The organism is Arthrobacter sp. 9AX, assembly GCF_902506095.1.
Classification (GTDB): domain Bacteria; phylum Actinomycetota; class Actinomycetes; order Actinomycetales; family Micrococcaceae; genus Arthrobacter.
The window spans coordinates 3,603,148-3,625,249 of record NZ_LR733293.1; the positions used below are offsets into that span (position 1 = coordinate 3,603,148).

Consider the following 22,102-nt stretch of genomic DNA (forward strand, 5'->3'; position numbering starts at 1 on the left):
CATGGACCAGCTTGATGGGCTCGACCGTCAGATTGTCGCTGCCCTGGTGCGGAACGGCCGGGCGCCGTGGCGGGTTATCGCCGAGGTTCTTGGCCAGCAGGAGCGGACAGTGGCCCGCCGCGGCAACAAACTCCTCGAATCCGGAGTCGTCCGCACCAATTCCTTCATCAACCCTGCGTCCGTCGGCCCACGCGCGGGCTTTCTGCTCCGTGTCACGGCAGCTCCCCGCGAACTGCGCAGTGTGTGCTCGTGGCTGGCCGACCAGAACGAGACGTCATGGGTCAGTGCGCTGGCCGGAGCGAGCGAAAGCGTGGCCGAGGTGTTCCTTTCCACCGACGAGCTCGGTGGGTTCCTGTACGGGCGCCTGGCAGAAGTGGAGGGCGTCCAGTCCTTCGAGATGACGCCGCTTCTTGAGTATTTCCGCACGCCCAGCGGCTGGACGCCGGACATCCTGGGCAACGAACAGTACGCCGTCCTGCACCCCGACGAGGACGGCCGCCTCGCAGGGCTGCCAAGCAGCAGCCCTTTGGCGCCGCTGGATGAAACCAATGCGATGCTGGCTGAGCTGTTGCACCGAAATGGCCGTGCAACGGTGGATGAGCTGGCCGGCGAGCTGTCCGTCTCCAAGGCAACCGTGAGCCGCCGGCTGGAGGCCATGATCAATGCCGGCGTCCTGTTCATTAGGGCGGTAGTGGACCCGGCTGTCCTTGGCTTCCCGGTGGAGGCGCTCCTGACCCTGACCCGGACGCATGCCCAGGTCCCGGGTGTAAGTGAGCACCTGGCCAGCCTGCCTGTGACCCGCTGGGCCGCAGCGTCCGGCGAAAAGGTTGTGGCGCAGGTGGCCACCTCCACGCTTGCCGACCTGCGCTTGCTCCTGGCCGGGCTGCTGGACAGAGACGATGTCCTTTCAGTGAGCGGCTCTATCTACGCGGAGATCTTCAAGCGAAGCACCGTCCGGTACCGGGACGGCCTCCCGGAGAAACCCGGAGACAGCACGGCTGGATGACCAGGCCGCTCCTGTCCCACCGCTCCCAGCAGGAGAACCGAAGACATACCCCTGCACCTCACCTCGATGAAGAGACGACGGCGGCAGTCGCCTCTGCGATGGCGCGTTCCTCGTCAGTGGGTACTACAAGGACGGGCAGGGCGGACTGCGGCGTGGAAATGACGCGCGGTTCCTTGGACCGCTGGGCATTCAGGCCGGCGTCGAGCTCCACACCCAGCGCCCCCAGCTTCCCGGCGACGAGCGCGCGGAACTGGTGTGAGTTCTCGCCGATGCCTGCAGTGAAAACCAGCGCCTTCGCCCCGCCCACGGCCACGTGGTAGCCGCCGATGTACTTGGCGAGCCGGTAGGAAGCGACCGCGAGCGCGGTGGCCGCCTTCTCATTGCCGGCCTCCGCCGCTTCCACCACGGAGCGCATGTCGTTGTTGCCGGCCAGGCCCTTCAGCCCGGATTCCCGGTTGAGCATAGTGTCGATGTCCTCGGGGCTCCAGCCGGCGCGGCCCAGGAACACCAGGATGGACGGGTCCAGATCGCCCGAGCGGGTCCCCATCACCAGGCCCTCCAGCGGCGTGAAGCCCATGGAGGTGTCCACCGACTGGCCGCCTTGGATGGCCGTGACCGAGGCGCCGTTCCCCAGGTGGGCGATGACGCCGTCGAACCCGCTGACCGGCAGGTCCAGCAGCTCAGCAGCCCGGCGGGTGACGTATTCGTGCGAAGTCCCGTGGAAGCCGTAGCGGCGGATGCCGTGGTTGGTGTAGAGCTCGTCCGGTACGGCGTAGCGCCAGGCGTGCTCAGGAAGGGTGCGGTGGAAGGCGGTGTCGAACACGGCCACCTGCGGCAGTTTTGGCCACTTTTTGCTGATCGCGCGGATGCCCAGCACGTTGGCGGGGTTGTGCAGGGGCGCCAGCGGGTTGAGCCGTTCGATGGCGCGGGTGATCTCGTTGTCTATCAGGACCGGCTCGGCGAACCGCTCGCCGCCGTGCACCACGCGGTGTCCCACGGCGGCCAGCTCGAGGTCGCCCAGCTCCTGATGGATGGCCTCGTCCACCTGTTCGAGTGCCTCTGCGTGGTCCCGCGGGCCCACGATTTCACCGTCGCCGTCACCGCCGTTGCCCTGGCCGATCTTTTCGATCAGTCCCTCGGTCAGTACGTTGCCGGCCGCGACATCGCGCACCTGGTACTTGAGGGAGGATGAGCCGGAATTGATGACGAGCACGAGCATGCGGGGCCTCCTGAGCCTGGCTTCTGCAGTTCAAACCCCACTATAGGTGGCGCGGCGGACTGAGCCGTTTCCTTGCGGATCGGAGCGGCCAGTGCATAGAGTCGGCGGACAGGCTGGACCACGGCGAGAGGACATTTCGATGACAGACGAGCCCACCCAGAGCGACGGGAACGACCCCACAAACACGGGATCCAGCAGCACCGCTCCGCTGAATGCGCAGCCCGGTGACAAGCCCAAGGACCCCACCGGTGTAGAGGGCGCCAACCCGGCCCTGGACGATACCGGCAACGTGAAGGCCTCCGAGACGGGCGAAGCCCCTGAAGCGCCGGAGAACACCGAGAACCTGGACCTCACCCCGCAGGGCCTCTCCGACGAACCGGCAAAGGAAGAGGACCCGGACAGCCTGGCCAAGCCGGACAACAGTTAGGCAAGCAAAGGGCGACGGCGGCACTCCCCCGGGTGCCGCCGTCGTCCGTTGCTTGCCGGACGTCAGGGGACGTCAGGCGGGATGCCCCCGGGCAGGTCCCGGCGCGCCATGTACCCGCCGCATGGAGGGCGCGCGGACGAGGCCGATGGCTGCCAGCACCGCTCCCACACCTTCTGCCACGGCGCTGAGGGTCTTTTCAAAGAACCACACGGGTTCGTACATGGCAGGGAACGGACCAAAGGCCGGGATGTCGAAGTACCGGTACAGCACCACGGCCGCAAGGGCACTCAACAAAACGGCCAGTGCCATGGCGTAGGCGGGCTTGCTGCCCCGGACCAGGACATAGACCGCCACCAGCACTGCCGCGGCCGATTCGAGCAGGAACAGGTTGCCCTGCCCGATGCCGCCGGGGTTGGCCACCTGGTAACCGGGAGCCAGCAGGATATGCACCCCGGCGTCGATGAACAGCGCCAAGGCTGTCAGCACCCTCAGGGTCATGTTCATTTGACCGTCAGCGTTCCTTTCATGTTGGGATGATAAACGCAGAAGTATGGATAGGTGCCCGGCTCGGTGGGGGCCGTGAAAGTGCCTGTCGCGCCGCTTCCGCCGACGTCGACGTCAAAAACCTTGTCCTTTTCAGCGGTGACCGTATGCGGGGCGGAGTCCATGTTGATGACCGCCACCACCGCGCCGGGCCCCACCGTGACCGGCTCTCCGTAGTCGAAGTCCTTGATGGTGATGGTGGCCGCTGCCGCGGGGACTGCAGAGGTGCTCGCTCCTCCGGGTGGCGGCGTACCGGTTCCGCTTCCGCCCCCTGGGGCGCAGCCGCCCACCAGGAGCGCCGTCATCAGCAGTGCTGCCGCCGTACGCCCAACCGGTTTCATCCCGCACCGTCCTCGCTGCCGGAAACCACCGCAGGGAGCCCCCTGCCCGTTCTTTTATTGTCCGCCTACTTGCCGGAAGTGAGCCCGCGTGTGCGGAAATTGGGGGCAGACGGGCCAACGCAAGGTCACTCAACGCCCAATTCCGCTCGGGAAGGGCTTAGGTGACCTCCCCACCCGCACCCTGGCCTCGCAAGCTCGGCCAGGTAATCCCGCGGGCGTGGGCCCTCCACCCGCACCCTGGCCTCGCAAGCTCGGCCAGGTAACCCCGCGGGCGTGGGCCCTCGTTGCTAGGAAGCCGGCGCCTGCGCCTGGATGGCCGTGATGGCCACCGTGTTCACGATGTCCTCCACGGTGCAGCCGCGGGAGAGGTCGTTGACCGGCTTGCGCAGCCCCTGCAGGACGGGCCCGACGGCGACCGCCCCCGAGCTCTGCTGCACCGCCTTGTAGGTGTTGTTGCCGGTGTTCAGATCCGGAAAGATGAACACAGTGGCCTGCCCGGCCACTGACGAGCCAGGCATTTTGGATTCGGCGATGGCCGCGTCCACCGCGGCGTCGTATTGGATGGGGCCTTCGACAGCGAGGTCCGGGCGGCGCCGTCGCACCAGTTCGGTGGCCTGCCGGACCTTGTCCACGGCTCCCCCGGAGCCCGAGCCGCCCGTGGAGTAGGAGAGCATGGCCACCCGCGGCTCCACGCCGAACTGGGCAGCCGTTTCCGCGGAGGCCAGGGCAATGTCCGCCAGCTGCTCCACGTTGGGATCCGGGTTCACCGCGCAGTCGCCGTACACCAGCACCCGGTCCGGCATCAGCATCAGGAACACCGAGGACACGATTTTCACGCCCTCGCGGGTCTTCACGAACTCCAGCGCCGGCCGGATGGTGTGCGCGGTGGTGTGGGCCGCGCCGGAAACCATCCCGTCCACCACACCGAGCTGGACCATCATGGTGCCGAAGTAGCTCACGTCCTGCATGATCTCCAGGGCCTTGGGCAAGTCCACACCCTTATGGGCGCGCAGTTCCGAGTATGTCTCGGCGAACTTCTGCCTCAGGTCCGAGGTGGCGGGGTCCACGATGTTGATACCGGACAGGTCGATGCCCCGGGCGGCGGCTAGCTCGCGGACGTCTGATTCCGGGCCGAGGACGGTGAGGTCGCAGACGTCGCGCCGGTGCAGGATTTCGGCGGCGCGCAGGATCCGCACGTCCGTCCCCTCGGGCAGGACAACATGGCGGCGCTGCGCCCTGGCCCGTTCGATGAGGTCGTGCAGGAAACGCAGCGGGGTCATGCGCTCGGCCCGCGGCAGGTGCAGCCGCTCCACCAGCTCAGCCTCATCCACGGTGCGGGACCAGAGCCCGAGTGCCGATGCCACCTTGCGGCGATGCCCGGACCAGATCTCGCTGCGGACCTCGGAGACGCGGCGGGCGGTGGTGTACGTATCGTCAGTGGCGGCGAAGACCGGAAACGGTGCCTGCGCCAGGAGCGGGTAGATGTTGGCGTCCGGTGCCAGGCCGCCGGTGAGGATCAGCGCGGACGCCACCGGGAATTCGGGCGAGAAGGACGACGCCAGGCATGCCACCATCACGTCGGCGCGGTCCCCCGGAACGATCACCAGGGCGCCCTCGTCCAGCACGTTCAGGAAGTTGCCCACGTTCATGGCCGCCACCTTGATGTCGCGCACGTCGCGTTCCATGTCGGCCCGGCCGGCGATCTGCCGCACACCCAGCGCAGCGGCCACTTCACCGGTTGTGGGCCGCGCGATCTCCTCCAACTCGGGCAGCACATACACGGGCCGCCCGGAGGCGCCGGGTTTCACGGCGGCGGCGATAGCCTCGACGTCGTCCGGGTCCGCGCGGTTCACCATGATGGCCAGCAGGGCGCATTTCTCGGCGGCGAGCTCCTTGCGGGCAACCTCGACGGCGGCCGCCGCCTCCGCCACGGTGCGCCCCTTGGCACCCACCACGGCAACCACGGGGGCGGCCAGGTTGTTGGCGAGCCGGGCGTTCAGGTCGAATTCGACGGCGGCGTCCTGGCCGGTGAGATCGGTCCCTTCGATGATCACCACGTCGCAGTGCCGGGACATCCCGGCGAAGATCTCCACGCAGCGGGAGTCGATTTCCTCGCGTTTGCCTTCGGCGAGCAGCGACCGGACCTCCTCATGGGTGAGGCCGCCGCGGCAGCGTTCGTCCTCCAGCTCGAACCTCGACTTCATCAAGGCCACCATGGGATCGTCCGCAGGATCCGGGCCGTGGACCACGGGCTTGAAGAAGCCGATCCGGTCCGCGTGGCGGTGCAGGGTGTCCGCCAGGCCCAGGGCCACGAGGGACTTGCCCGATCCGGGGGTGGTTGCGCTGACGTAGATGCTTGTGGCCATGGTCCGCCCTTTGCTGGTGTGGTGCTGCCGGTACTCCATCCTTGCACCTTCCCGCGAAGCTGGGCGCTGCATGCGTGCGTTCCAGCCCAGTTGCTTTCTGCCAACGCCCGGCGCCCCGTACACCACGCGGCATCCTGCGGTCCGGGTAGCTGGAACGGCCAAGCAACTGGGCAGGAGTGGTACGTCCCAACGCTGCCTCCCCTTGACACCGGACCCCCTCATGGGATTACCTAATGAACATTCGGTAAATAAAGCTGGAGGCAATGACGCATGGCTGAAACAACAGTTTCCGGGGTTGTCCACCCCATCCTGGAAAACGACTACGCCTCCGAATGGATGGGGCTCGAGGTCCTCGCCCTCAGCGACGGGCACGCCACCATCCGGATGACCCTCCGCCAGGAAATGCTCAACGGCTTCGGCATGGCGCACGGCGGAATGATCTTCGCCTTTGCGGACTCTGCCTTCGCCCTGGCCTGCAACCCGGCCAGCCCGGCACCCGGCGAGGAAAACAACATCACCGTGGCCGCCGGCGTCGACATCAACTTCCTCAAGCCGGCCTACCGCGGCCAGGTGATCACCGCCGTCGCGGACCGCCGCTCCAGCGCAGGCCGCAGCGGGCTGTACGACATCCAGATCTTCGCTGCCGACGCCGGCGCCCAAACCGGTTCCGAAATGCCAGGTGAGCTCATCGCCGAGTTCCGCGGCCGCAGCCGGACCATCCCCAAGAAGTAGGAAACCATGACCCTCCACGCCCCTGAAACCCCCACGTCCGCCGGCACGGCGCAGACAGACGCCGTCCTGGACCGCGAGGAAACCATCTCCCGCGACGAGCTCGAAGCCCTCCAGCTCAGCCGCCTGCAGCACACCGTGGCCTACGCCTACGATCGCGTCCCCCTGTACAAGCGCAAGTTCGACGACGCCGGCGTCCATCCCAGCGACCTGCGCGAACTCAGTGACTTGGGCAACTTCCCGTTCACCACCAAGGACGACCTGCGCGCCGAATACCCCTTCGGCATGTTCGCGGTGCCGCAGAGCGAAGTGGCCCGCGTCCACGCCAGCTCGGGCACCACGGGCCGGCCCACCGTCGTCGGCTACACCAAGCAGGACCTCGCGGACTGGGCCAAGCTCGTGGCCCGCAGCTTCCGCGCCTCCGGCATCCGCCCCGGCATGAAGGTCCACAACGCGTACGGGTACGGCCTGTTCACGGGTGGCCTGGGTGCCCACGCCGGCGCCGAAGCGCTGGGCTGCACGGTCATCCCGATGTCCGGCGGCCAGACCGAACGCCAGATCCAGCTGATTCAGGACTTCAAGCCCGACGCCATCCTGGCCACCCCCACGTACCTGCTGACCATCGCCGACGCCATGGCGCATATGGGCATCGACCCGGCCTCCACGTCGCTGAAGTTTGCAGTGCTTGGCGCCGAGCCGTGGACGCAGGAAATGCGGCACGAGCTCGAGGTCATGATGAACATCAAGGCCTGCGACATCTACGGGCTGTCCGAGGTAATGGGCCCCGGCGTCGCCGGCGAGGCTGTAGAGACCCAGGACGGCAGCCACATCTGGGAGGACCACTTCCGCCCCGAAATCATCGATGCCTTCAACCCGGTGGTGGGCAAGGAGAACGTCCTGCGCGACGGCGAACACGGCGAACTCGTCTTCACCTCCCTGACCAAGGAAGCGCTGCCGATCATCCGCTACCGCACCAAGGACCTCACCCGGCTCCTGCCCGGCACGGCCCGCCCCGCGCACCGCCGGATGGGCCGCATCACCGGCCGCAGCGACGACATGATCATCCTGCGCGGCGTGAACCTCTTTCCGTCCCAGATCGAGGAAATCGCGCTCAGGATCCCGGAGCTCAGCCCGCACTTCCAGCTCGAACTCACCCGGCCGGAGGGCCAGCGGATGGACCAGCTGACCGTGCGGATCGAGCGCCGGGACGCCGTCACCGTCGAGCAGAGTATGACGGCGGCACGCACCTTGAAGGAGCAGATCAAGATCCACGTGGGTTCCTCGTGCGCGGTGGACGTGGTGGAGCCGGGCTCGCTTGAGCGGTCCAACGGTAAGCTGCGCCGGATCTATGACCTGCGCCCGAAGGGGTAGGCCTGTGCCGACCGACCTGCGGAGACTGACCGACCGTTCGTGAGAAACTAGCCACTATGCCCAGCACCACTGAAACAGCAGGCAGCGCCAACGGCGCCAAGCGCGGCCGTCCCGGATACGACCAGCAATCGGTGCTGCGCATCGCCGTCGACGTCTTCAACCGGCACGGCTACGACGCGACGTCCATGGGTATCCTGGCGGACAACCTGGGCATTTCGAAGTCGGCAATCTACCACCACGTGCCGTCCAAGGGCGACCTGCTCAAGCTCGCCCTGGACCACGCGCTTGGCGGCCTGGAAGCCATCCTGGCGGAGCCGCAGGCCACGTCCGGCGCGGCCGATGCCCGGCTGGAGTTTGTGCTGAGACAGACAGTGGCGGTGCTGGTGGACCGGCTGCCGTTCGTCACGCTGCTCCTGCGCCTGCGCGGAAACACCGAGATTGAACGCGATGCGCTGGAACGCCGCCGCGCTTTCGACCACAAGGTAGCCGGCCTGATCTCCGCCGCCCGCGACGAGGGCTCCCTGCGCCAGGACATCGACCCCCGGACGGTCACCCGGCTCCTCTTCGGCATGATCAACTCGATCGTGGAATGGTACAAACCCGGCGGCTCCCTCTCCCCGCAACGGCTTGCAGACGACGTCATCACCATGGCGTTCGACGGGCTCCACTCCCAGCCCTGAACCCTCCCAACCGCGGCCCGGTCCCAACCCTGGTGCGCGGGCTGATGCGCTCGGGTCCTTGGTCCCTCCGAATAATAAGCGTGCTTGGTATTTGTGCCGTTGCCCGGCTACGGTGGTAGGACACCCAGCATTCGCAGGAGGTCCGTCCATGAGCACCAGCAACAGCCAGGGATCCCGCCGCACCGCCCGCTTCGGCGCAGTTGCCGGAGCAGGGGTACTCGCCGCCTCACTGACACTCACCAGCTGCACCGGTTCGCAGCCTCCGCCGGGGCCCAGCCCATCGACCGCATCGACGGGCGGCAGCACCTCGCCGTCGGCCGGCCCCTCCCCTGGTTCCAGTGAGACTGGCGGCATCCCGGAGCTGGTGGAAAACCTGGCTCCCTCCGTGGTGACAATCTTCACCGAGGGCGGACTCGGCAGCGGTGTTGTCTACTCAGCCGACGGACTGATCCTGACCAACGAGCACGTGATCAAAGGCAACACTGAGGTGGAAGTCGGCTTCGCTGACGGGCAGCGGGTCAAAGGGACCGTCAAGGCCAGCGACGCCGTCACAGATCTTGCCCTGGTGCAGGCTGACCGGAAGGGCCTGCCCAAGCCCACGTACCAAAGCAACCTGCCCAAGGTAGGGGAAGGCGCCGTGGTCCTGGGGTCCCCGCTGGGCTTCGAGAATACGGCCACGGCCGGGATCATCTCCGGCCTGCACCGCTCCATCCCGGGTTCGGCCTCCAACAGCCTGTCCCTGGTGGACCTGATCCAGACGGACGCCCCCATCAGCCCCGGCAACTCCGGCGGCGCCGTGATTAACATGCGCGGCGAAATCATCGGCATCAGCGAGGCCTACATCCCGCCGTCGGCCGGCGCCGTTTCCCTGGGCTTCGCCATCCCGGCGGCCACGGCCGTGCAGGTGGCCGAGGAACTGCTGGCCGATGGCACGGCCCAGCACGCCTACCTCGGCCTGACCCCCGGCGAACTGACCCCGCAGATCGCCGACCAGCTGGGCATTGAGGCAAGCACCGGCGTCGTGGTTCTGGCAGTGGACGGGGACGGCCCGGCGGGACGGGCAGGCATCCGCCCCGGTGACGTCCTGGAGTCCATGGAAGGCGTGGCGCTGAACGCCCCCGAGAAACTCCTGGCCGAACTCCGCAACCGCAATCCCGGCGATACCGTCAGCTTCAAGGTCAAGCGCGGCGGTCAAAGCCTTGACCTTAAAGCTGACCTGATAGACCGACCAACCCAGTAATTAAACCCGAGAGGAAGGAAGCAACATGAGCCACCCCAAGGAAGAAGCAGACGGCGGATACATCATCCCTGACCCGTCCAAGCTCCGCGAGGACGTGCCCGGCGATGCCGGAGACGAAGCCAACGCGATCCGCTTCAGCGAAGAACAGGCCCTGATCGAGGAACAGTCCCACGGCATCCGCCCGGACACGTACAGCGTCCCCTCCGGCGGTCCCACCATGGAGGAGGCCCGCGGCAACATGGACCTCTCGGACCAGACCGGGGCAGCGCCGTCGGACGACAGCAGTGACGACGGCCTGCACGCCGGCGCCGAGTCCTGACCCACTGCCAAGACAGCGGTAGGCGCGTCCCGGATTCCGGGGCGCGCCTACCGTTTTCAGTGGGTCTTTTAGAGTTCGTACTCGGCCTGCACGCCCCGCGATTCGTGGACGCAGAGGATATTGTGCTCGGTGTCCATGAACCAGGCGCATTTCTCCGAGTCCGTGGTGCAGATATGGTTCTCGGTCCTGAGGTTCGGCAGGTCGTAGTCCTGGAACTGCACTCCCCTGGCTTCCATGTCCCGGACCGTCCGTTCGATGTCCGTCACCTCGAAGCTCAGTGCAGTGTGCTCGGAATGTTTGCCATCCGAGACGGGCAACAACTGCAGCATGGGACCGCCGTTGGTGCCGAGGAGTTCGCTTCCGTCATCAGTCATTCCGCGGTGCGGGAGTCCGAGCTTTTCGGTGTAGAACCGGCGGGCGCGCTGCGGATCATCGACTGGCAGGACGGTTGTGACTGTGTTCAATCTAAGGCTCATCTAGCCACCTCCTACGGGGAGAATTTTACGCTTCTGCGTTCCAAAACGCCCCCATCGTTCCCCCTGCTTCAGACGCTCTCTCACTTAATGCGCCCCCACCCGAAACGCTCTCTCACTTAATGCGCCCCACCGGAAACGCTCTCTCACTTAATGCGCCCCCAGCCGAAACGCTCTCTCACTTTCCTTAGGAGAGTGAGAGAGCGCCAGGGGAAAACGCGCATTATGTGAGAGAGCGTCGGAGGTGGGGTTACTTCTCCACGAGGGTGAGGACGTCGTAGGTGGCAACGATGTCGTCGTCCTGGTTGGTGAGGACGGCGTCCCAGGCCACCTCGCCGTACTCGTCGGTTTCACGCGGGGTGATCTTCTTGGCGGTGAGGGTCACCCGGATGGAATCCCCGGCGGCCACGGGGGTGATGAAACGCAGGTTCTCCAGTCCATAGTTGGCCAGGACCGGGCCCGGCGCAGGCTCCACGAACAGCCCGGCACCCCAGGAGAGCAGCAGGTAGCCGTGGGCCACGATGCCGGGAAAGAACGGGTTGGCCTCCGCGGCTTCCTGGTTGGTGTGGGCGTAGAACGTGTCGCCGGTGGAGTTGGCGAAGGCGGTGATGTCCTCGAGGGTGACCTGGCGCAGGCCGGACCGGACGGCGTCGCCAACCCGCAGTGTCTCCAGCGACTTCCGGAACGGGTGCGTCCCCTCGGTTTCCACGGTGAAGTTGCGGTCCGCGCCGGTGTGCCAGATGCCGGTGACGGCGGTGAGCATGTTGGGCGAGCCCTGGATGGCGGTGCGCTGCATGTGGTGCATCACCGAGCGGATGCCGCCCAGTTCTTCGCCGCCGCCGGCGCGGCCGGGACCGCCGTGGACCAGGTGCGGTACCGGTGAGCCGTGCCCGGTGGAGCTGCGGGCGTCCTCGCGATTGAGCATCAGGACGCGGCCGTGGTGGGCGGCGATTCCCGTGACGAGTTCGCGGGCAACGGCGGGATCGTTCGTGCAGACCGAGGCAACCAGGGAGCCGCTGCCACGGGCGGCGAGGCGGACGGCGTCGGGAATGTCCTTGTAGCCAATCACCGACGAAACGGGACCGAACGCCTCGAGCGAGTGGACTTCCTCCGCCTCGGGGTCCTGCCAGTTCAGCAGGACGGGCGCCATGAATGCGCCGCCGTCCACCACGCCGGTGGTCCCGTCGGCCGAGGTGACCGACGGCGAATCGAGAGTTCCGTACGCAAGCTCACCGCCGGCGTCGAGCATGGACTGCACGGCCTCGCGCACGTCATTGAGCTGTTCCACGGAGGCGAGCGCTCCCATGGTGACACCGTCCGCGCGGGGGTCGCCGAGGACAACACGCTCGGCGAGCCGCTTGCCGATGGCGGCGGACACGGCCGGGACCAGTTCCTGCGGCACAATGGCGCGGCGGATGGCGGTGCACTTCTGCCCCGCCTTGGCCGTCATCTCGGTGACAACGGACTTTACGAAGGCATCGAACTCCGGCGTGCCTTCCACCGCGTCGGGACCGAGGATGGCGGCGTTGAGCGAGTCGGTCTCGGACGTGAACCGGACACCGCCCTGCACCACATTCGGGTGGGACTTCAGGGACAGCGCCGTGGACGCGGAACCGGTGAAGGCCACGAGGTCGCGGTAGTCCAGGACGTCCAGGAGGCCGCGGACCGATCCGGAGATGAGCTGCAGCGATCCCTTGGGGAGGATGTTGGATTCGACGATGGCCTTGACCACGGCCGCCGCCACGTAGCCTGTGGGGGTGGCGGGCTTGACGATGGTGGGGACACCGGCGATGAAGGCGGGCGCAAACTTCTCGAGCATGCCCCATACGGGGAAGTTGAACGCGTTGATTTGCACGGCAACGCCCGGAATACGGGTGTAGATGTGCTCGCCGGCGAAGGAGCCGTCCTTGGACAGCATCTCCATGGGCCCGTCCACCACCACCTGGGAGTTGGGGAGCTCCCGCCGACCCTTGGAGCCGAAGGTGAAGAGGACGCCGATGCCGCCGTCGATGTCGATCATGGAGTCGATCTTGGTGGCGCCGGTCTGGGCCGAGAAAGTGTAGAAGTGTTCGCGCCTGGCATTGAGGTACTGCGCCAGTTCCTTAAGTTTGAGGGCGCGCTGGTGGAAAGTCAGCCGGCCGAGTTCGGCCTGCCCGGTGGTCCGGCCGTACTCCACCACCGTGCTGAGGTCCAGCCCTTCGGTGCTCACCTTGGCCAGGATCTCCCCCGTGCTCGCGTCCCGGACGGGAACAGCGGAACCTGCCGACCCGTCGTCGGGCGTCCACCACGCATCCATAATGTAGCTGGGCACTGTCTCCACGGTGTCGACCGTGGCCTGGGGAGCTGTGGCGGTGGTGGTCATCGTTGACGGATCCTTCCAACAAGGGGGACATACTTCGGCGGCCAATGATTACTGACCGTCCGTTCGGTAATATATTCACCATACATGAAGTGCTGTGCTGCACACTAGAAGCCCGGGACTGAAATGGCCACCTTCAAAGGAGAACGTATGAGCGCCCCATCACCGCAGGATGCCGCCGAAGACGCGCACGAGCTGTGGAAGATCACCCTCGGTGAGCTCGACGAGAAGATGGGCGTGAAGATCCTGGAGGAGTCGGTGGAGCGGGTGGTGGCCACCATGCCTGTGGAGGGAAACCGGCAGTCCTTCGGGCTGCTGCACGGCGGCGCGTCGCTGGCCGTGGGCGAGGCGGTGGGCTCCTGGGCGGCGGTGATCCATGCGAGCACCATGGGCAAGACCGCGGTAGGCGTGGACGTTTCGGCCACCCACCACCGCTCCGCGCGCGAGGGCCAGGTGACCATCACGGCCACGCCCATCCACCTGGGCGGCACCCTCACCACACACGAGGTAGTCATCACCAACGAGGCCGGCCAGCGGCTCTGCACCCTGCGCATCACCAACCTGCTGATGAAGCGCCACAAATAGCCGGGGGTGAGCCCGCCCGGCCGGCGGTTGAGCCTGTCGAAACCTAGGTCCGGCGCCCCTTCGGACGGCGGACCAGCACCATCAGCAGGACCCCGACGGCGAGTGCGACCGCTGCGGCGACCGCTGCGGTAAGGAGCCCGGAGGCGCCCGTGGCAGCGAGGCTCCCGGCCGTGATGTTCCCTGCGGGAAGTACCGGTGGCGGGGCATCGACGGTGAATGTGAGCTGCGCCGTGGTGGAAGCCACTCCATCCACCGACTGGGCCGCCGTCACCGTATGGGTCCCGGTTGCCAGTCCGGCGGGGAACGGAACCTGCCAGGTTCCACTGGCCACCAGGGCCAAGGGAGCGAGCCCCATTCCCACGGCACGGGATCCCGTAGAGCCCGCCCCAGCCGATCCAGCGGCGGCGGAAACGGGCTTCCCGTCGACGGCCACGGTCACGTCCGCGCCGTTCAGTCCGGTTCCCACGATGGCTGCCGGCAGGGCGTCCTGTTTGACGTGTTGTCCGGCGGAAAGGCTGGTGATGGCCGGTGGCGGGGGCATGACCGAGAAGGCCACGGTGGTGGCCGCGCTGTCCGTGAGTCCCGGGTAGGACTGGACGGCAGTGGCGCTCACCTTGCCCGCGGGGGCCGGGGCCGGCAGGGCGATGGTCCAGTGGCCGTCATCCCCGACCAGGGCCGAGCCGGCGACGTCACCGGACAGGGTGATGGTGGCACCCGGCGTTCCCGTGCCGTCGACGGTTGTCAGTCCGGACGGGGGCTGGTTGGCAGGCGTAGTAATGGTGGGCGCGGGAAGGAACGATGGCGAAATGACGACGTCCAGTGACACCGCACCGGAGCGGTTGAACCCGTTCAGGGTCTCTGCCGTGAAGCTGAACGGGCCCGGTGCTTCCGGGGCGGTAAAGGACCAGGTGCCATCGGGTTGCACGGGCACGTCCAACGGCTGGCGGCCGGCATAGGTGATGCGGACTTGGGAACCGGCGGCCACGGCGGAGGCGGGCGCGGCCGGAACCCGGCCCGTGATGGGGGTGCCGGCCCGGAAGGTCATGTCCGCCGGGGCGGTCAGCTCGGGCTTGTTAAGGAAGAGTTCCAGCTGGTAGCCGGGCAGCACGTTGAGGGAGTCCTCCAGGGTGGCTGCCACGGCAACGGTTCGAATGACGTTGCCCGATTTGTCCCTCTCAACGGCGCCTGCGGAGTGCGTGCCGACGGCGTAATTGCCGCTGATCCAGGGCCCCCCGGAGTCACCGCTGCTGGACTGGACGTCGTAGGAGAGGAAACCGTTGAAGGCCCGGATGTCGTTGGGGTCGGCGGGATAGTTTGGACCACCCACGAGAATAATCCCGACAGCGTCGATGTGCCCGCAGGACCACTGGGTTGCCCATCCTGAACGGCAGACGGTGTCGCCAACCACCGGGGCCTTTATCCCGACGATCTTGTCCGCGTACGGCTTGTATCCGTACGTGTCCGCGGCAGGCGCAGGATCCCAATCGGGTCGTATGGCGCCGATGACAGCAATGTCAGTGCCAACATTGCCGGGGTCAGTGACGGCCGTGTAGTCGGGGCCCGTTGGGACGTTGGGATTGACCACCGGGGAGTTTCCAGGGCCGCCGAACTGGCTGAACCGAAAGTTGCCCAGCAGGCTGTCGGACGCACGCGGAAGCAGCGTGGCCGTTGTGGAGGCGCCGTCCTCACCGCAGTGCCCAGCAGTAAGGACAGATGGAAGCCCGCTGGGATCAAAGGCAGAAAACCCGGTGGAGCAGGTCCAGTTCTGGTCCGTCTGGTACCCCACGCCCCCAGGGACATCCGCTTCCGGCTTAAGGGGCGCGCCGCCGTCGAGCTCCACGTTGGCGTACCGCGAGACGAACTGCGACGGGGAAATCTTACCGGGGGCTGCGGTTTCGGCCGCGGGCGCCGGACTGGAGGACGCTCCGCCGGCGCCGCCCTGCGTCGACTGCGCTGACGTAATGCCGCCTGTCCGGATGACGAATTTGCCGCCGGAGGTGACCACCGCCTGCAGCCCTGCAATCCCCACCTCACGGACATACTCCTGGAAAAGCTGTTCCGTGCTCACCGCCAGCTCAGACCGGGCCGCCACGGGTGCACCGGCCTGCGGGGTGGCGGAAGGAGCAATGGACGACGGCGGCGCCGCTGCGGGTGCGGCCGCGGAAGGGTGTGCAGGGGGTGCTTCGAGGGACAGCCCGTGGATGGTTCCGGCGAGCGCGGTGACCGCAGCCTGGAGCTCACTGCCGGAGCCGGTCACAATAATCGAGCGTCCCGCAATCCGGATCCCCACGTAACCCGGTACCTGGCGCAGCCGCACCGCTGCGGCCGCGGCCTGGGCACCCAGCTCGCCTGCAGCCTCGAACTGCTGCGGAGTGAGCTTCAGGTCCCGTTGCACTGCGTCGGCGAGCGCTGCGTCCGAGTGGTGGGGGGAAATGGCTGGACTTGGTGAACTGGCTGGACTGGGCGGTGCGACCGGTGCCGGCGACGGGCCAACCGGTTCCGCAGCTGCTGCCGTCGCGTCCGTACCGGCCGCCGAGGTGGGGCTCGGGTTCACGTCACCGGCGCCGAAGGCGGGGACGGCTGCATAGGCGGAGGAGGCCAGCATCCCTGCGGCGGCGCCCAGGGCGAGCACACGGCGCAGTTTGTCCACGTTCGATTTTTGCCAGGGCCTGGGGGAGGTCCTGGTCGTTGGTGCTGTCGTTCCGCTCATGTCCGTCTCTCTGCCGATCCACGTGACTGAGGAAACATCAGCACCTCATGTCACATGCGTCACACTGGTCCCATTGTATCTACCCTCACGTGGGATATGGCCAGGACGGCATCCAGCTCGGCAGGGCTGAGGCCGTTGGCAAGAAGGTAGTTGGGGGTGTCGAGGCCCCGCACGAACTCCACCACGGCGTCACCATGCTGCTCGAGGAGTGGCCCCAGTTCGTGCTCCTCGACGTAGCGTTCGCGGTCGTGGGGTGGACCGTGCGTGCGGTACCGCTCGTTGATGCCGCGGGCTGCACGGCGGTAACCCTCGGCGATGTCCTGGTCGGAATCCCCCGCGAGGTCCTGGACCATGGCCGCCACCATTCCGCTGCGGTCACGGCCGGCGGCGCAGTGCAGCAGCACGTCACCTTTTGGTGTGGCACCGGCGATGGCGCGGAAGACGCCCACCAGCTTTTCGGGGAAGAGCCGGGCGTTTTCGGCGTAGTGCGCCGGATCGTTCAGGTACGCGCCCGTGAGGGCCGTGAACCGGGGGTCACCCGGCTGCTCGGTAGGCGCCTGCACCACATTGATGCCGGCCCAGGCAGCGGCGGGCACTACGGGATCAGTGTCCCGCCGCCGCCCCTCGGCGGGGCCGCGAAGATCCACCACGGTTCGGACGCCGTCGTCGAACGCCTGCTTCCACCCGGTCCCGGTCAGCCACTCACGGCGCCCCATCCGGTAGACGCCGCCGGCAACGTGCCAAGCATTGACAGCACCATCCCAATCCATGGACCCGTCAGCTCTCTTCATCGGCACAGCTAATCACACGCGCCACAGAGGTGCACGTCGCGTTAGGGCACTTTTACGTGAAGATGGGGTAGTCGCAACCGGTGACGCGGCCCCTGGACAGGAGTACGGTGACACCCACCTGTCTTCGGACGTTCCAAGGAGAACCCCATGGGAAATGCATCAGTACGACGGCGTCACTCGGCTTTTGCGGCAGGCCTCGCCACTCTTGCTATGGCACTTGGTTTCACGTCTGTTCCTGCGGGCGCGGCGCCGCCCGAAGTTGACTATGCCGCTTTGGGGGACTCGTACACAGCAGGGACGGGCGCCAAGGATGCAGTTCGACCGCCAGGGGTTGATTGCTGGCAAAGTCATCCGGGCTATGTCGACATAGTCGCGGCGACCCTCCGGGCGAATCTTCTCGACAACGCTGCGTGCCATGGAGCCGTGCTCTCCAAGCGGAGCCCCACATACGATCAGGTTCTTTACACTCCGACTGTCCAGGAGCAAATCCGGTCGTTAGTAAAAGAGCGGGCCCTTTCGCAAAAAACTGACCTCATTTCAATGACGGCCGGGGCGAACGATCTTGGCTTCTCACGGGTATTGGGTGTTTGCGCCTTCTCGGATGAGGCCACCTGCCGTGCTGCCCTGGCGCAGGCCGAGTCACCCACAGCGTTGGCCTTCCTCACCGCCAGCCTCGTTCAGACGTACACGACAATCCAAGTGTTAGCACCCAATGCGAAGGTGGCCGTGCTGGGCTATCCTCTGCTCTTCGACCCAGACAGCCCAATCGCTCTTCCAATTTCATCGGCAAATCAGCGGCTCATGAATGGCGCCACCGTGACGCTCAACGCCACGATCGCAAGGGCCGTGCGGATCGCTGATGCGTTGCCTCGAACAGACGTCCAATACATCGACGTGACCGCGGCATTTACGGGGCACGCTGTCAACTCAGTGACAGGATCATGGCTGCAGTTGTCGCCGACCAATTTTGCTGCTGACTACAACTTCCACCCGAATGATGCAGGGCACCAGGCCTACGCCACAGCACTGCTCGCTTCGGTGAACCTGAAGCAGCTGGCACGCCCCTAAAGCCCGCTTCCTATCCCCGCCGGGCCAAGCGGTATTCGAGCCCGGCGCGGACCATGGGCCATTCGTGCTCAAGGATGGAGAACACCACGGTGTCACGCAGGATCCCGTCGCGGGTCCTGGAGTGGTTGCGGAGCACGCCGTCCTGCTTGGCGCCAAGCCGCGCAATGGCTTCGCGTGACTGGTGGTTCAGCCAGTGCGTCCGGAACTCCACCGCCGGGCAGCCCAGGACCTCGAACGCGTGGCGCAGGAGCAGCAGCTTCGAGTCGGGATTCGTGCCTGTCCCCTGCACGGAAGCGGCATTCCAGGTGGAGCCGATCTCCAAACGGGGAGTCCCGGCGTCGATATTCATGTAGGTGGTCATCCCGATGATCCTGCCCGGACTGCCGGTTGCGGGGTCGATCAACCGGGTGGTGAACGGCACCATAGAGCCCTGTTCCTGCAGGGCCAGCCGCCGCTCAATCTCCGCTGCCATTTCCTCCGGCGCGGGCACCGACGTGTACCAGAGCCGCCACAGCTCGCCGTCCCTGGCCGCCTCAACAAGGCCGTCGTGGTGATCCTGGGACAGTGGCTCGAGGATTACATGCCGGCCGGTCAGGGTAAGGGGTTCAACGAAAGTCACTGCACCAGCCTAGGTCCAACCACCGCAGCCCGTTACGCTGGGGAACGGACCCTGGACGTTTCGAGCGAGGAGTTGACGTGTCAGGAAACAACCCGGACCCGGAGGACGACAAGCTGACCGGCCTGGAGCCCGGTGGCGGAGTGCCGCCCGGTGAAACGCCGCCGGGTGAGGGTTCGGTGGCAGGCACGCAGGAGCCCAGGCAACGGGGAACGGGGAAGGGCCAGCAGGTCTTCTGGATCGGCGCCATCGGAGCCGGGGTGCTGCTCTTCCTCCTCTTTTTCATCGGCTACATCGTGGGCTTCTTCGACTAGCCCGTCCCGCTAGCTCGGCCAGTCAAAGAAGCCCTTGCCGGCCTTCCGCCCCAGCTCGCCGCGCGCCACCTTGTCCTTGAGGATCTGCGGCGGCGCAAAGCGCTCCCCCAGTGTGGAATGCAGGTACTCGGCGATGCCGAGCCGCACATCCAGCCCCACGATGTCGGTGGTTTTCAGCGGCCCGGTGGGGTGCTTATAGCCAAGGACCATGGCGGCGTCGATGTCCTCCGCGGAGGCGACGCCCTCCTCCACCATCCGCATCGCCTCCAGGGCGATGGCCACGCCCAGCCTCGAGGACGCGAACCCCGGGGCATCGTTGACGACGACGGCGGTCTTGCCGAGCGCCTCCACCCACCCTTTCGCCGCCGCAGCGAGTCCGGGAGACGTCTGCTTGCCCAGCACCACCTCGATGAGCGTGGACGCGGGAACGGGGTTGAAGAAGTGCAGCCCCAGGAAGTTTTCCGGCCGCTTCAACTCACCGGCCAGGCCATTGACGGACAGCGACGAGGTGTTGGACGCCAAGTATGCGTCATCTGCCAGCCGCTCCTCGATTCCGCGGAGCGCCGTAACTTTCAGGTCCCAGTCCTCCGGCACGGCCTCAACTACCAGCTGCCGGTCCTTGAACGCGTCGTAATCCACGCCCACGGCCAGCCTGGAGAGGAGCTGGTCCAGGCTGGAGTCGACTGCACCACGTTCGATGCTCTTGGCCGCGGCGGATTCAACCCGCTCCCGGGCAGCTTCCGCTGATGGTTCGTCGCGCTCGATGACCAGTACGTCCGCGCCGTTGATCAGGAAGGCATGGGCGATACCGGCTCCCATGCGGCCGCCGCCCAGGACACCCACCCGTGACGGCAGGCCGGGGGAAAGTTGCGGTGTGCTCATGAGTTCTTCTCTCCGGTCGCGGTGTTGGCTGTATCTCCAGTGCCCGGGCCGGCAGCCGTAGCCGCCTTCTTGTCGGCATTTTTGTCGAGGAACTTCTGCATCCGGTGGAACTTGGCCTCGGATTCAAAGAGGATCCCCTGGGCCAGCTGGTCAATCAGCGGGTGTGCCTCAGCCGGGGCGTGGAACACGGACTTGGTGATCCGCACGGCCAGCGGGTCCTGCCGGCCGATCCGGTCCGCCAGGTCGTGTGCCGCGTCCAGAAGTGCTGCGGGCTCATGGATCCCGGTAATAAGGTTCACGGCCAGGGCTTCGTCGGCGCCAAGCACGCGCCCGGCGAGGAGGATCTGCTTGGCAACGGGCTCCCCCACGAGTTCCTTGAGCCGCCAGCTGGCACCTGCCGCGGCGAGGATGCCCAGCCCGGTCTCGGGGTTGCCGATCCTGACATTGGGCGTACCGATCCGGAAGTCCGCGGCGTAGGCAAGCTCAGCGCCGCCGCCCAGGCAGTAACCGTCCAGCGCCGCGATGACCGGCATGGGCAGCTTCGCGATCCTGACGAAAATCGTGGAATTGATCCCCTGCAGGGCGTCGTCGCGGCGGCGTTCGCGCAGCTGGGCGATGTCCGCCCCGGAAGCAAACACGCCGTCTACGCCGGCGATGATCAACACCTTCGGGTCCTGCTCCAGGGCCGTGCAGACTATATGGAGTTCATCCACCATCTGCTGGTCGATGGCGTTGCGCACCTCGGGCCGGTTGAGGAGCACCACTACACGGTCGGTGCGCTCCTCCACCAGCAGCGCATGGAACTTCTCCGCCGCCAGGTCCACAGCGCCGGCCATCAGACCTTCTCCAGCAGCATCGCCGTACCCTGGCCCACACCGATGCACATCGTGGCCAGCCCCACCTTGGCGTCTTCACGCTCCATCCGCCCCAGCAGCGTGATGGCGATCCTGGCCCCGCTGGAACCCAGCGGATGCCCCAAAGCGATGGCGCCGCCGTCGAGGTTCACAATGTCCGGCTCCAGGCCCAGCCGGCGGATACACGCCAGGGACTGCGTGGCAAAGGCCTCATTAAGCTCGACGGCGTCAAGGTCGCCCACGCTGAGACCGGTCCGCTTCAGGATTTTCTGGGTGGCCGGCACGGGGCCGATGCCCATGATTTCCGGCTCGCAGCCGGCAGAAGCGCCGTCGATGATCCGCGCCCGGGGAGTGAGGCCAAGCCGCTCAATGGCCGCCTCAGAGGCGACGATGATCGCGGAAGCGCCGTCGTTCAGCGACGAGGAGTTGCCGGCAGTCACCACGGTGCCGCCATGCGTGACCGGCTTCAGTCCGGCGAGGACGTCCAGGGTGGTGCCCTCGCGGGGACCTTCGTCCGTGTCCACCACGTGCTCGGCCTTGCGGGTTTTAACGGTGACGGGGACGATTTCGTCCTTGAACCGGCCGGCAGCGATGGCGTCCAGGGCGCGCTGGTGGGAGCGGACAGCGAAGGCGTCGGCATCCTCGCGGGAAATGTTATCCACCCGGGCCACCTCCTCGGCGGTTTCCGGCATGGAGTACGTCATCTTCCCGTCACGCGACAGCTCGCCCCTGTGGAACCGCGGGTTAACGAAACGCCAGCCGATGGAGGTGTCGAAGATCTGGCCCGGCTTGGCAAAAGCGGTTGTTGGCTTCTCCTGGACCCACGGGGCCCGGCTCATCGATTCCACACCGCCGGCAATCACGACGTCCGCGGCGCCGGCCTTGATCATGTGGCTGGCCTGGATGATGGCGCTCAGGCCGGAGGCGCAAAGCCGGTTCACCGTGATCCCCGGGATATGCAGGGGCAGCCCGGCCAACAGCGTCGCCATCCGCGCCACGTTCCGGTTCTCCTCACCAGCGCCGTTGGCGTTTCCCAGGATCACTTCGTCGATGCTGTCCGGATCCAGACCCGCCCGGTTGACCGCTTCCCGCAGTACGAGTGCCGCCAGGTCGTCCGGGCGGATCGACGACAGCGCGCCGCCGTATCTGCCCACCGGCGTTCGGACCCCGCCAACAAGGAAAGCCTGCGGACCTGCGGTTGCAGCCATG

Annotated in this window: 22 protein-coding genes; 10 read left to right on the forward strand and 12 right to left on the reverse strand. The window is 66.6% G+C overall.

Translation table 11 applies throughout. The features are described from left to right. Nucleotide 1: 1 nt before the first annotated feature. Nucleotides 2–1,006, forward strand: coding sequence for an Lrp/AsnC family transcriptional regulator (locus tag BACI348_RS16710; protein WP_159828033.1), 1,005 nt, complete (start codon nucleotides 2–4; stop codon nucleotides 1,004–1,006). A gap of 58 nt (nucleotides 1,007–1,064) precedes the next feature. Here BACI348_RS16710 and BACI348_RS16715 read toward each other — a convergent pair whose 3' ends face one another. Continuing rightward, nucleotides 1,065–2,225, reverse strand: coding sequence for an acetate kinase (locus BACI348_RS16715; protein ID WP_159828036.1), 1,161 nt, complete (start codon nucleotides 2,223–2,225; stop codon nucleotides 1,065–1,067). 139 nt (nucleotides 2,226–2,364) lie between these two features. Between BACI348_RS16715 and BACI348_RS16720 the strand changes: the two genes are divergently transcribed. Then, nucleotides 2,365–2,652 (forward strand): hypothetical protein, encoded by a 288-nt coding sequence (locus tag BACI348_RS16720; RefSeq protein WP_159828039.1) that lies wholly within the window; start codon nucleotides 2,365–2,367, stop codon nucleotides 2,650–2,652. A gap of 72 nt (nucleotides 2,653–2,724) precedes the next feature. On the opposite strand, the gene BACI348_RS16725 is transcribed toward BACI348_RS16720, so the two are convergent. The 3 genes from BACI348_RS16725 to pta all read right to left on the reverse strand — a co-directional run bounded on the left by BACI348_RS16725 (nucleotide 2,725) and on the right by pta (nucleotide 5,902). Next, the gene (locus BACI348_RS16725; RefSeq protein ID WP_236557607.1) at nucleotides 2,725–3,156 is read right to left on the reverse strand and encodes a hypothetical protein; all 432 of its coding nucleotides are present in this window, start codon (nucleotides 3,154–3,156) and stop codon (nucleotides 2,725–2,727) included. Next, the gene (locus BACI348_RS16730; protein WP_159828042.1) at nucleotides 3,153–3,536 is read right to left on the reverse strand and encodes a cupredoxin domain-containing protein; all 384 of its coding nucleotides are present in this window, start codon (nucleotides 3,534–3,536) and stop codon (nucleotides 3,153–3,155) included. The genes BACI348_RS16725 and BACI348_RS16730 overlap by 4 nt, the downstream gene beginning before the upstream one ends. Nucleotides 3,537–3,823: 287 nt before the next feature. Next, complete coding sequence (gene pta / locus BACI348_RS16735; RefSeq protein WP_159830251.1) at nucleotides 3,824–5,902, reverse strand: phosphate acetyltransferase; 2,079 nt, start codon at nucleotides 5,900–5,902, stop codon at nucleotides 3,824–3,826. 270 nt (nucleotides 5,903–6,172) lie between these two features. Here pta and BACI348_RS16740 point away from each other — a divergent pair, with 270 nt between their 5' ends. The 5 genes from BACI348_RS16740 (at nucleotide 6,173) to BACI348_RS16760 (ending at nucleotide 10,241) form a co-directional block, all read left to right on the forward strand. Further along, complete coding sequence (locus BACI348_RS16740; protein WP_159828045.1) at nucleotides 6,173–6,634, forward strand: hotdog fold thioesterase; 462 nt, start codon at nucleotides 6,173–6,175, stop codon at nucleotides 6,632–6,634. Between the two features lie 6 nt (nucleotides 6,635–6,640). Further along, nucleotides 6,641–8,002: a phenylacetate--CoA ligase PaaK gene (gene paaK / locus BACI348_RS16745; protein WP_159828048.1), complete on the forward strand. Its 1,362-nt coding sequence runs from the start codon at nucleotides 6,641–6,643 to the stop codon at nucleotides 8,000–8,002. Between the two features lie 56 nt (nucleotides 8,003–8,058). Continuing rightward, nucleotides 8,059–8,682: a TetR/AcrR family transcriptional regulator gene (locus BACI348_RS16750; protein WP_159828051.1), complete on the forward strand. Its 624-nt coding sequence runs from the start codon at nucleotides 8,059–8,061 to the stop codon at nucleotides 8,680–8,682. A gap of 148 nt (nucleotides 8,683–8,830) precedes the next feature. Then, on the forward strand, nucleotides 8,831–9,922 hold the full coding sequence (locus tag BACI348_RS16755; RefSeq protein WP_159828054.1) for a S1C family serine protease: 1,092 nt from the start codon (nucleotides 8,831–8,833) through the stop codon (nucleotides 9,920–9,922). A gap of 25 nt (nucleotides 9,923–9,947) precedes the next feature. Next, nucleotides 9,948–10,241 (forward strand): hypothetical protein, encoded by a 294-nt coding sequence (locus BACI348_RS16760; RefSeq protein WP_159828057.1) that lies wholly within the window; start codon nucleotides 9,948–9,950, stop codon nucleotides 10,239–10,241. 68 nt (nucleotides 10,242–10,309) lie between these two features. On the opposite strand, the gene BACI348_RS16765 is transcribed toward BACI348_RS16760, so the two are convergent. Both BACI348_RS16765 and paaZ read right to left on the reverse strand, forming a co-directional pair. Then, entirely contained in the window at nucleotides 10,310–10,717 is a 408-nt protein-coding gene (locus BACI348_RS16765) for a VOC family protein (RefSeq protein WP_159828060.1), read from the reverse strand. A 247-nt stretch (nucleotides 10,718–10,964) separates the two neighbouring features. Continuing rightward, the gene (gene paaZ / locus BACI348_RS16770; RefSeq protein ID WP_159828063.1) at nucleotides 10,965–13,076 is read right to left on the reverse strand and encodes a phenylacetic acid degradation bifunctional protein PaaZ; all 2,112 of its coding nucleotides are present in this window, start codon (nucleotides 13,074–13,076) and stop codon (nucleotides 10,965–10,967) included. A 147-nt stretch (nucleotides 13,077–13,223) separates the two neighbouring features. Between paaZ and BACI348_RS16775 the strand changes: the two genes are divergently transcribed. Further along, the gene (locus BACI348_RS16775; RefSeq protein ID WP_159828066.1) at nucleotides 13,224–13,658 is read left to right on the forward strand and encodes a PaaI family thioesterase; all 435 of its coding nucleotides are present in this window, start codon (nucleotides 13,224–13,226) and stop codon (nucleotides 13,656–13,658) included. A 43-nt stretch (nucleotides 13,659–13,701) separates the two neighbouring features. Here BACI348_RS16775 and BACI348_RS16780 read toward each other — a convergent pair whose 3' ends face one another. Together BACI348_RS16780 and BACI348_RS16785 are read right to left on the reverse strand one after the other, a co-directional pair. Continuing rightward, nucleotides 13,702–16,308 (reverse strand): trypsin-like serine protease, encoded by a 2,607-nt coding sequence (locus BACI348_RS16780; RefSeq protein WP_268892360.1) that lies wholly within the window; start codon nucleotides 16,306–16,308, stop codon nucleotides 13,702–13,704. 119 nt (nucleotides 16,309–16,427) lie between these two features. Beyond that, entirely contained in the window at nucleotides 16,428–17,159 is a 732-nt protein-coding gene (locus BACI348_RS16785) for a tyrosine-protein phosphatase (RefSeq protein WP_236557608.1), read from the reverse strand. A gap of 147 nt (nucleotides 17,160–17,306) precedes the next feature. On the opposite strand from BACI348_RS16785, the gene BACI348_RS16790 reads away from it, so the two are divergent. Beyond that, a complete protein-coding gene (locus tag BACI348_RS16790) occupies nucleotides 17,307–18,227 on the forward strand; it encodes an SGNH/GDSL hydrolase family protein (protein ID WP_159828072.1) in 921 nt (306 codons plus the stop codon). 10 nt (nucleotides 18,228–18,237) lie between these two features. On the opposite strand, the gene BACI348_RS16795 is transcribed toward BACI348_RS16790, so the two are convergent. After that, nucleotides 18,238–18,846, reverse strand: coding sequence for a GNAT family N-acetyltransferase (locus BACI348_RS16795; RefSeq protein ID WP_159828075.1), 609 nt, complete (start codon nucleotides 18,844–18,846; stop codon nucleotides 18,238–18,240). Between the two features lie 77 nt (nucleotides 18,847–18,923). On the opposite strand from BACI348_RS16795, the gene BACI348_RS16800 reads away from it, so the two are divergent. Beyond that, nucleotides 18,924–19,157 (forward strand): DUF6480 family protein, encoded by a 234-nt coding sequence (locus BACI348_RS16800; protein ID WP_159828078.1) that lies wholly within the window; start codon nucleotides 18,924–18,926, stop codon nucleotides 19,155–19,157. Nucleotides 19,158–19,166: 9 nt separating this feature from the next. Here BACI348_RS16800 and BACI348_RS16805 read toward each other — a convergent pair whose 3' ends face one another. From BACI348_RS16805 to BACI348_RS16815, 3 genes are read right to left on the reverse strand one after another with little or no spacing between them, the layout of a single operon-like run. Then, nucleotides 19,167–20,039, reverse strand: a complete 873-nt coding sequence (locus BACI348_RS16805) for a 3-hydroxyacyl-CoA dehydrogenase family protein (protein WP_159828081.1) — start codon at nucleotides 20,037–20,039, stop codon at nucleotides 19,167–19,169. Further along, entirely contained in the window at nucleotides 20,036–20,875 is an 840-nt protein-coding gene (locus tag BACI348_RS16810; RefSeq protein ID WP_159828084.1) for an enoyl-CoA hydratase/isomerase family protein, read from the reverse strand. Before BACI348_RS16810 ends, BACI348_RS16805 begins: the two co-directional genes overlap by 4 nt. Continuing rightward, nucleotides 20,875–22,101, reverse strand: coding sequence for a thiolase family protein (locus BACI348_RS16815; protein ID WP_159828087.1), 1,227 nt, complete (start codon nucleotides 22,099–22,101; stop codon nucleotides 20,875–20,877). Before BACI348_RS16815 ends, BACI348_RS16810 begins: the two co-directional genes overlap by 1 nt. Nucleotide 22,102: the final 1 nt, after the last annotated feature.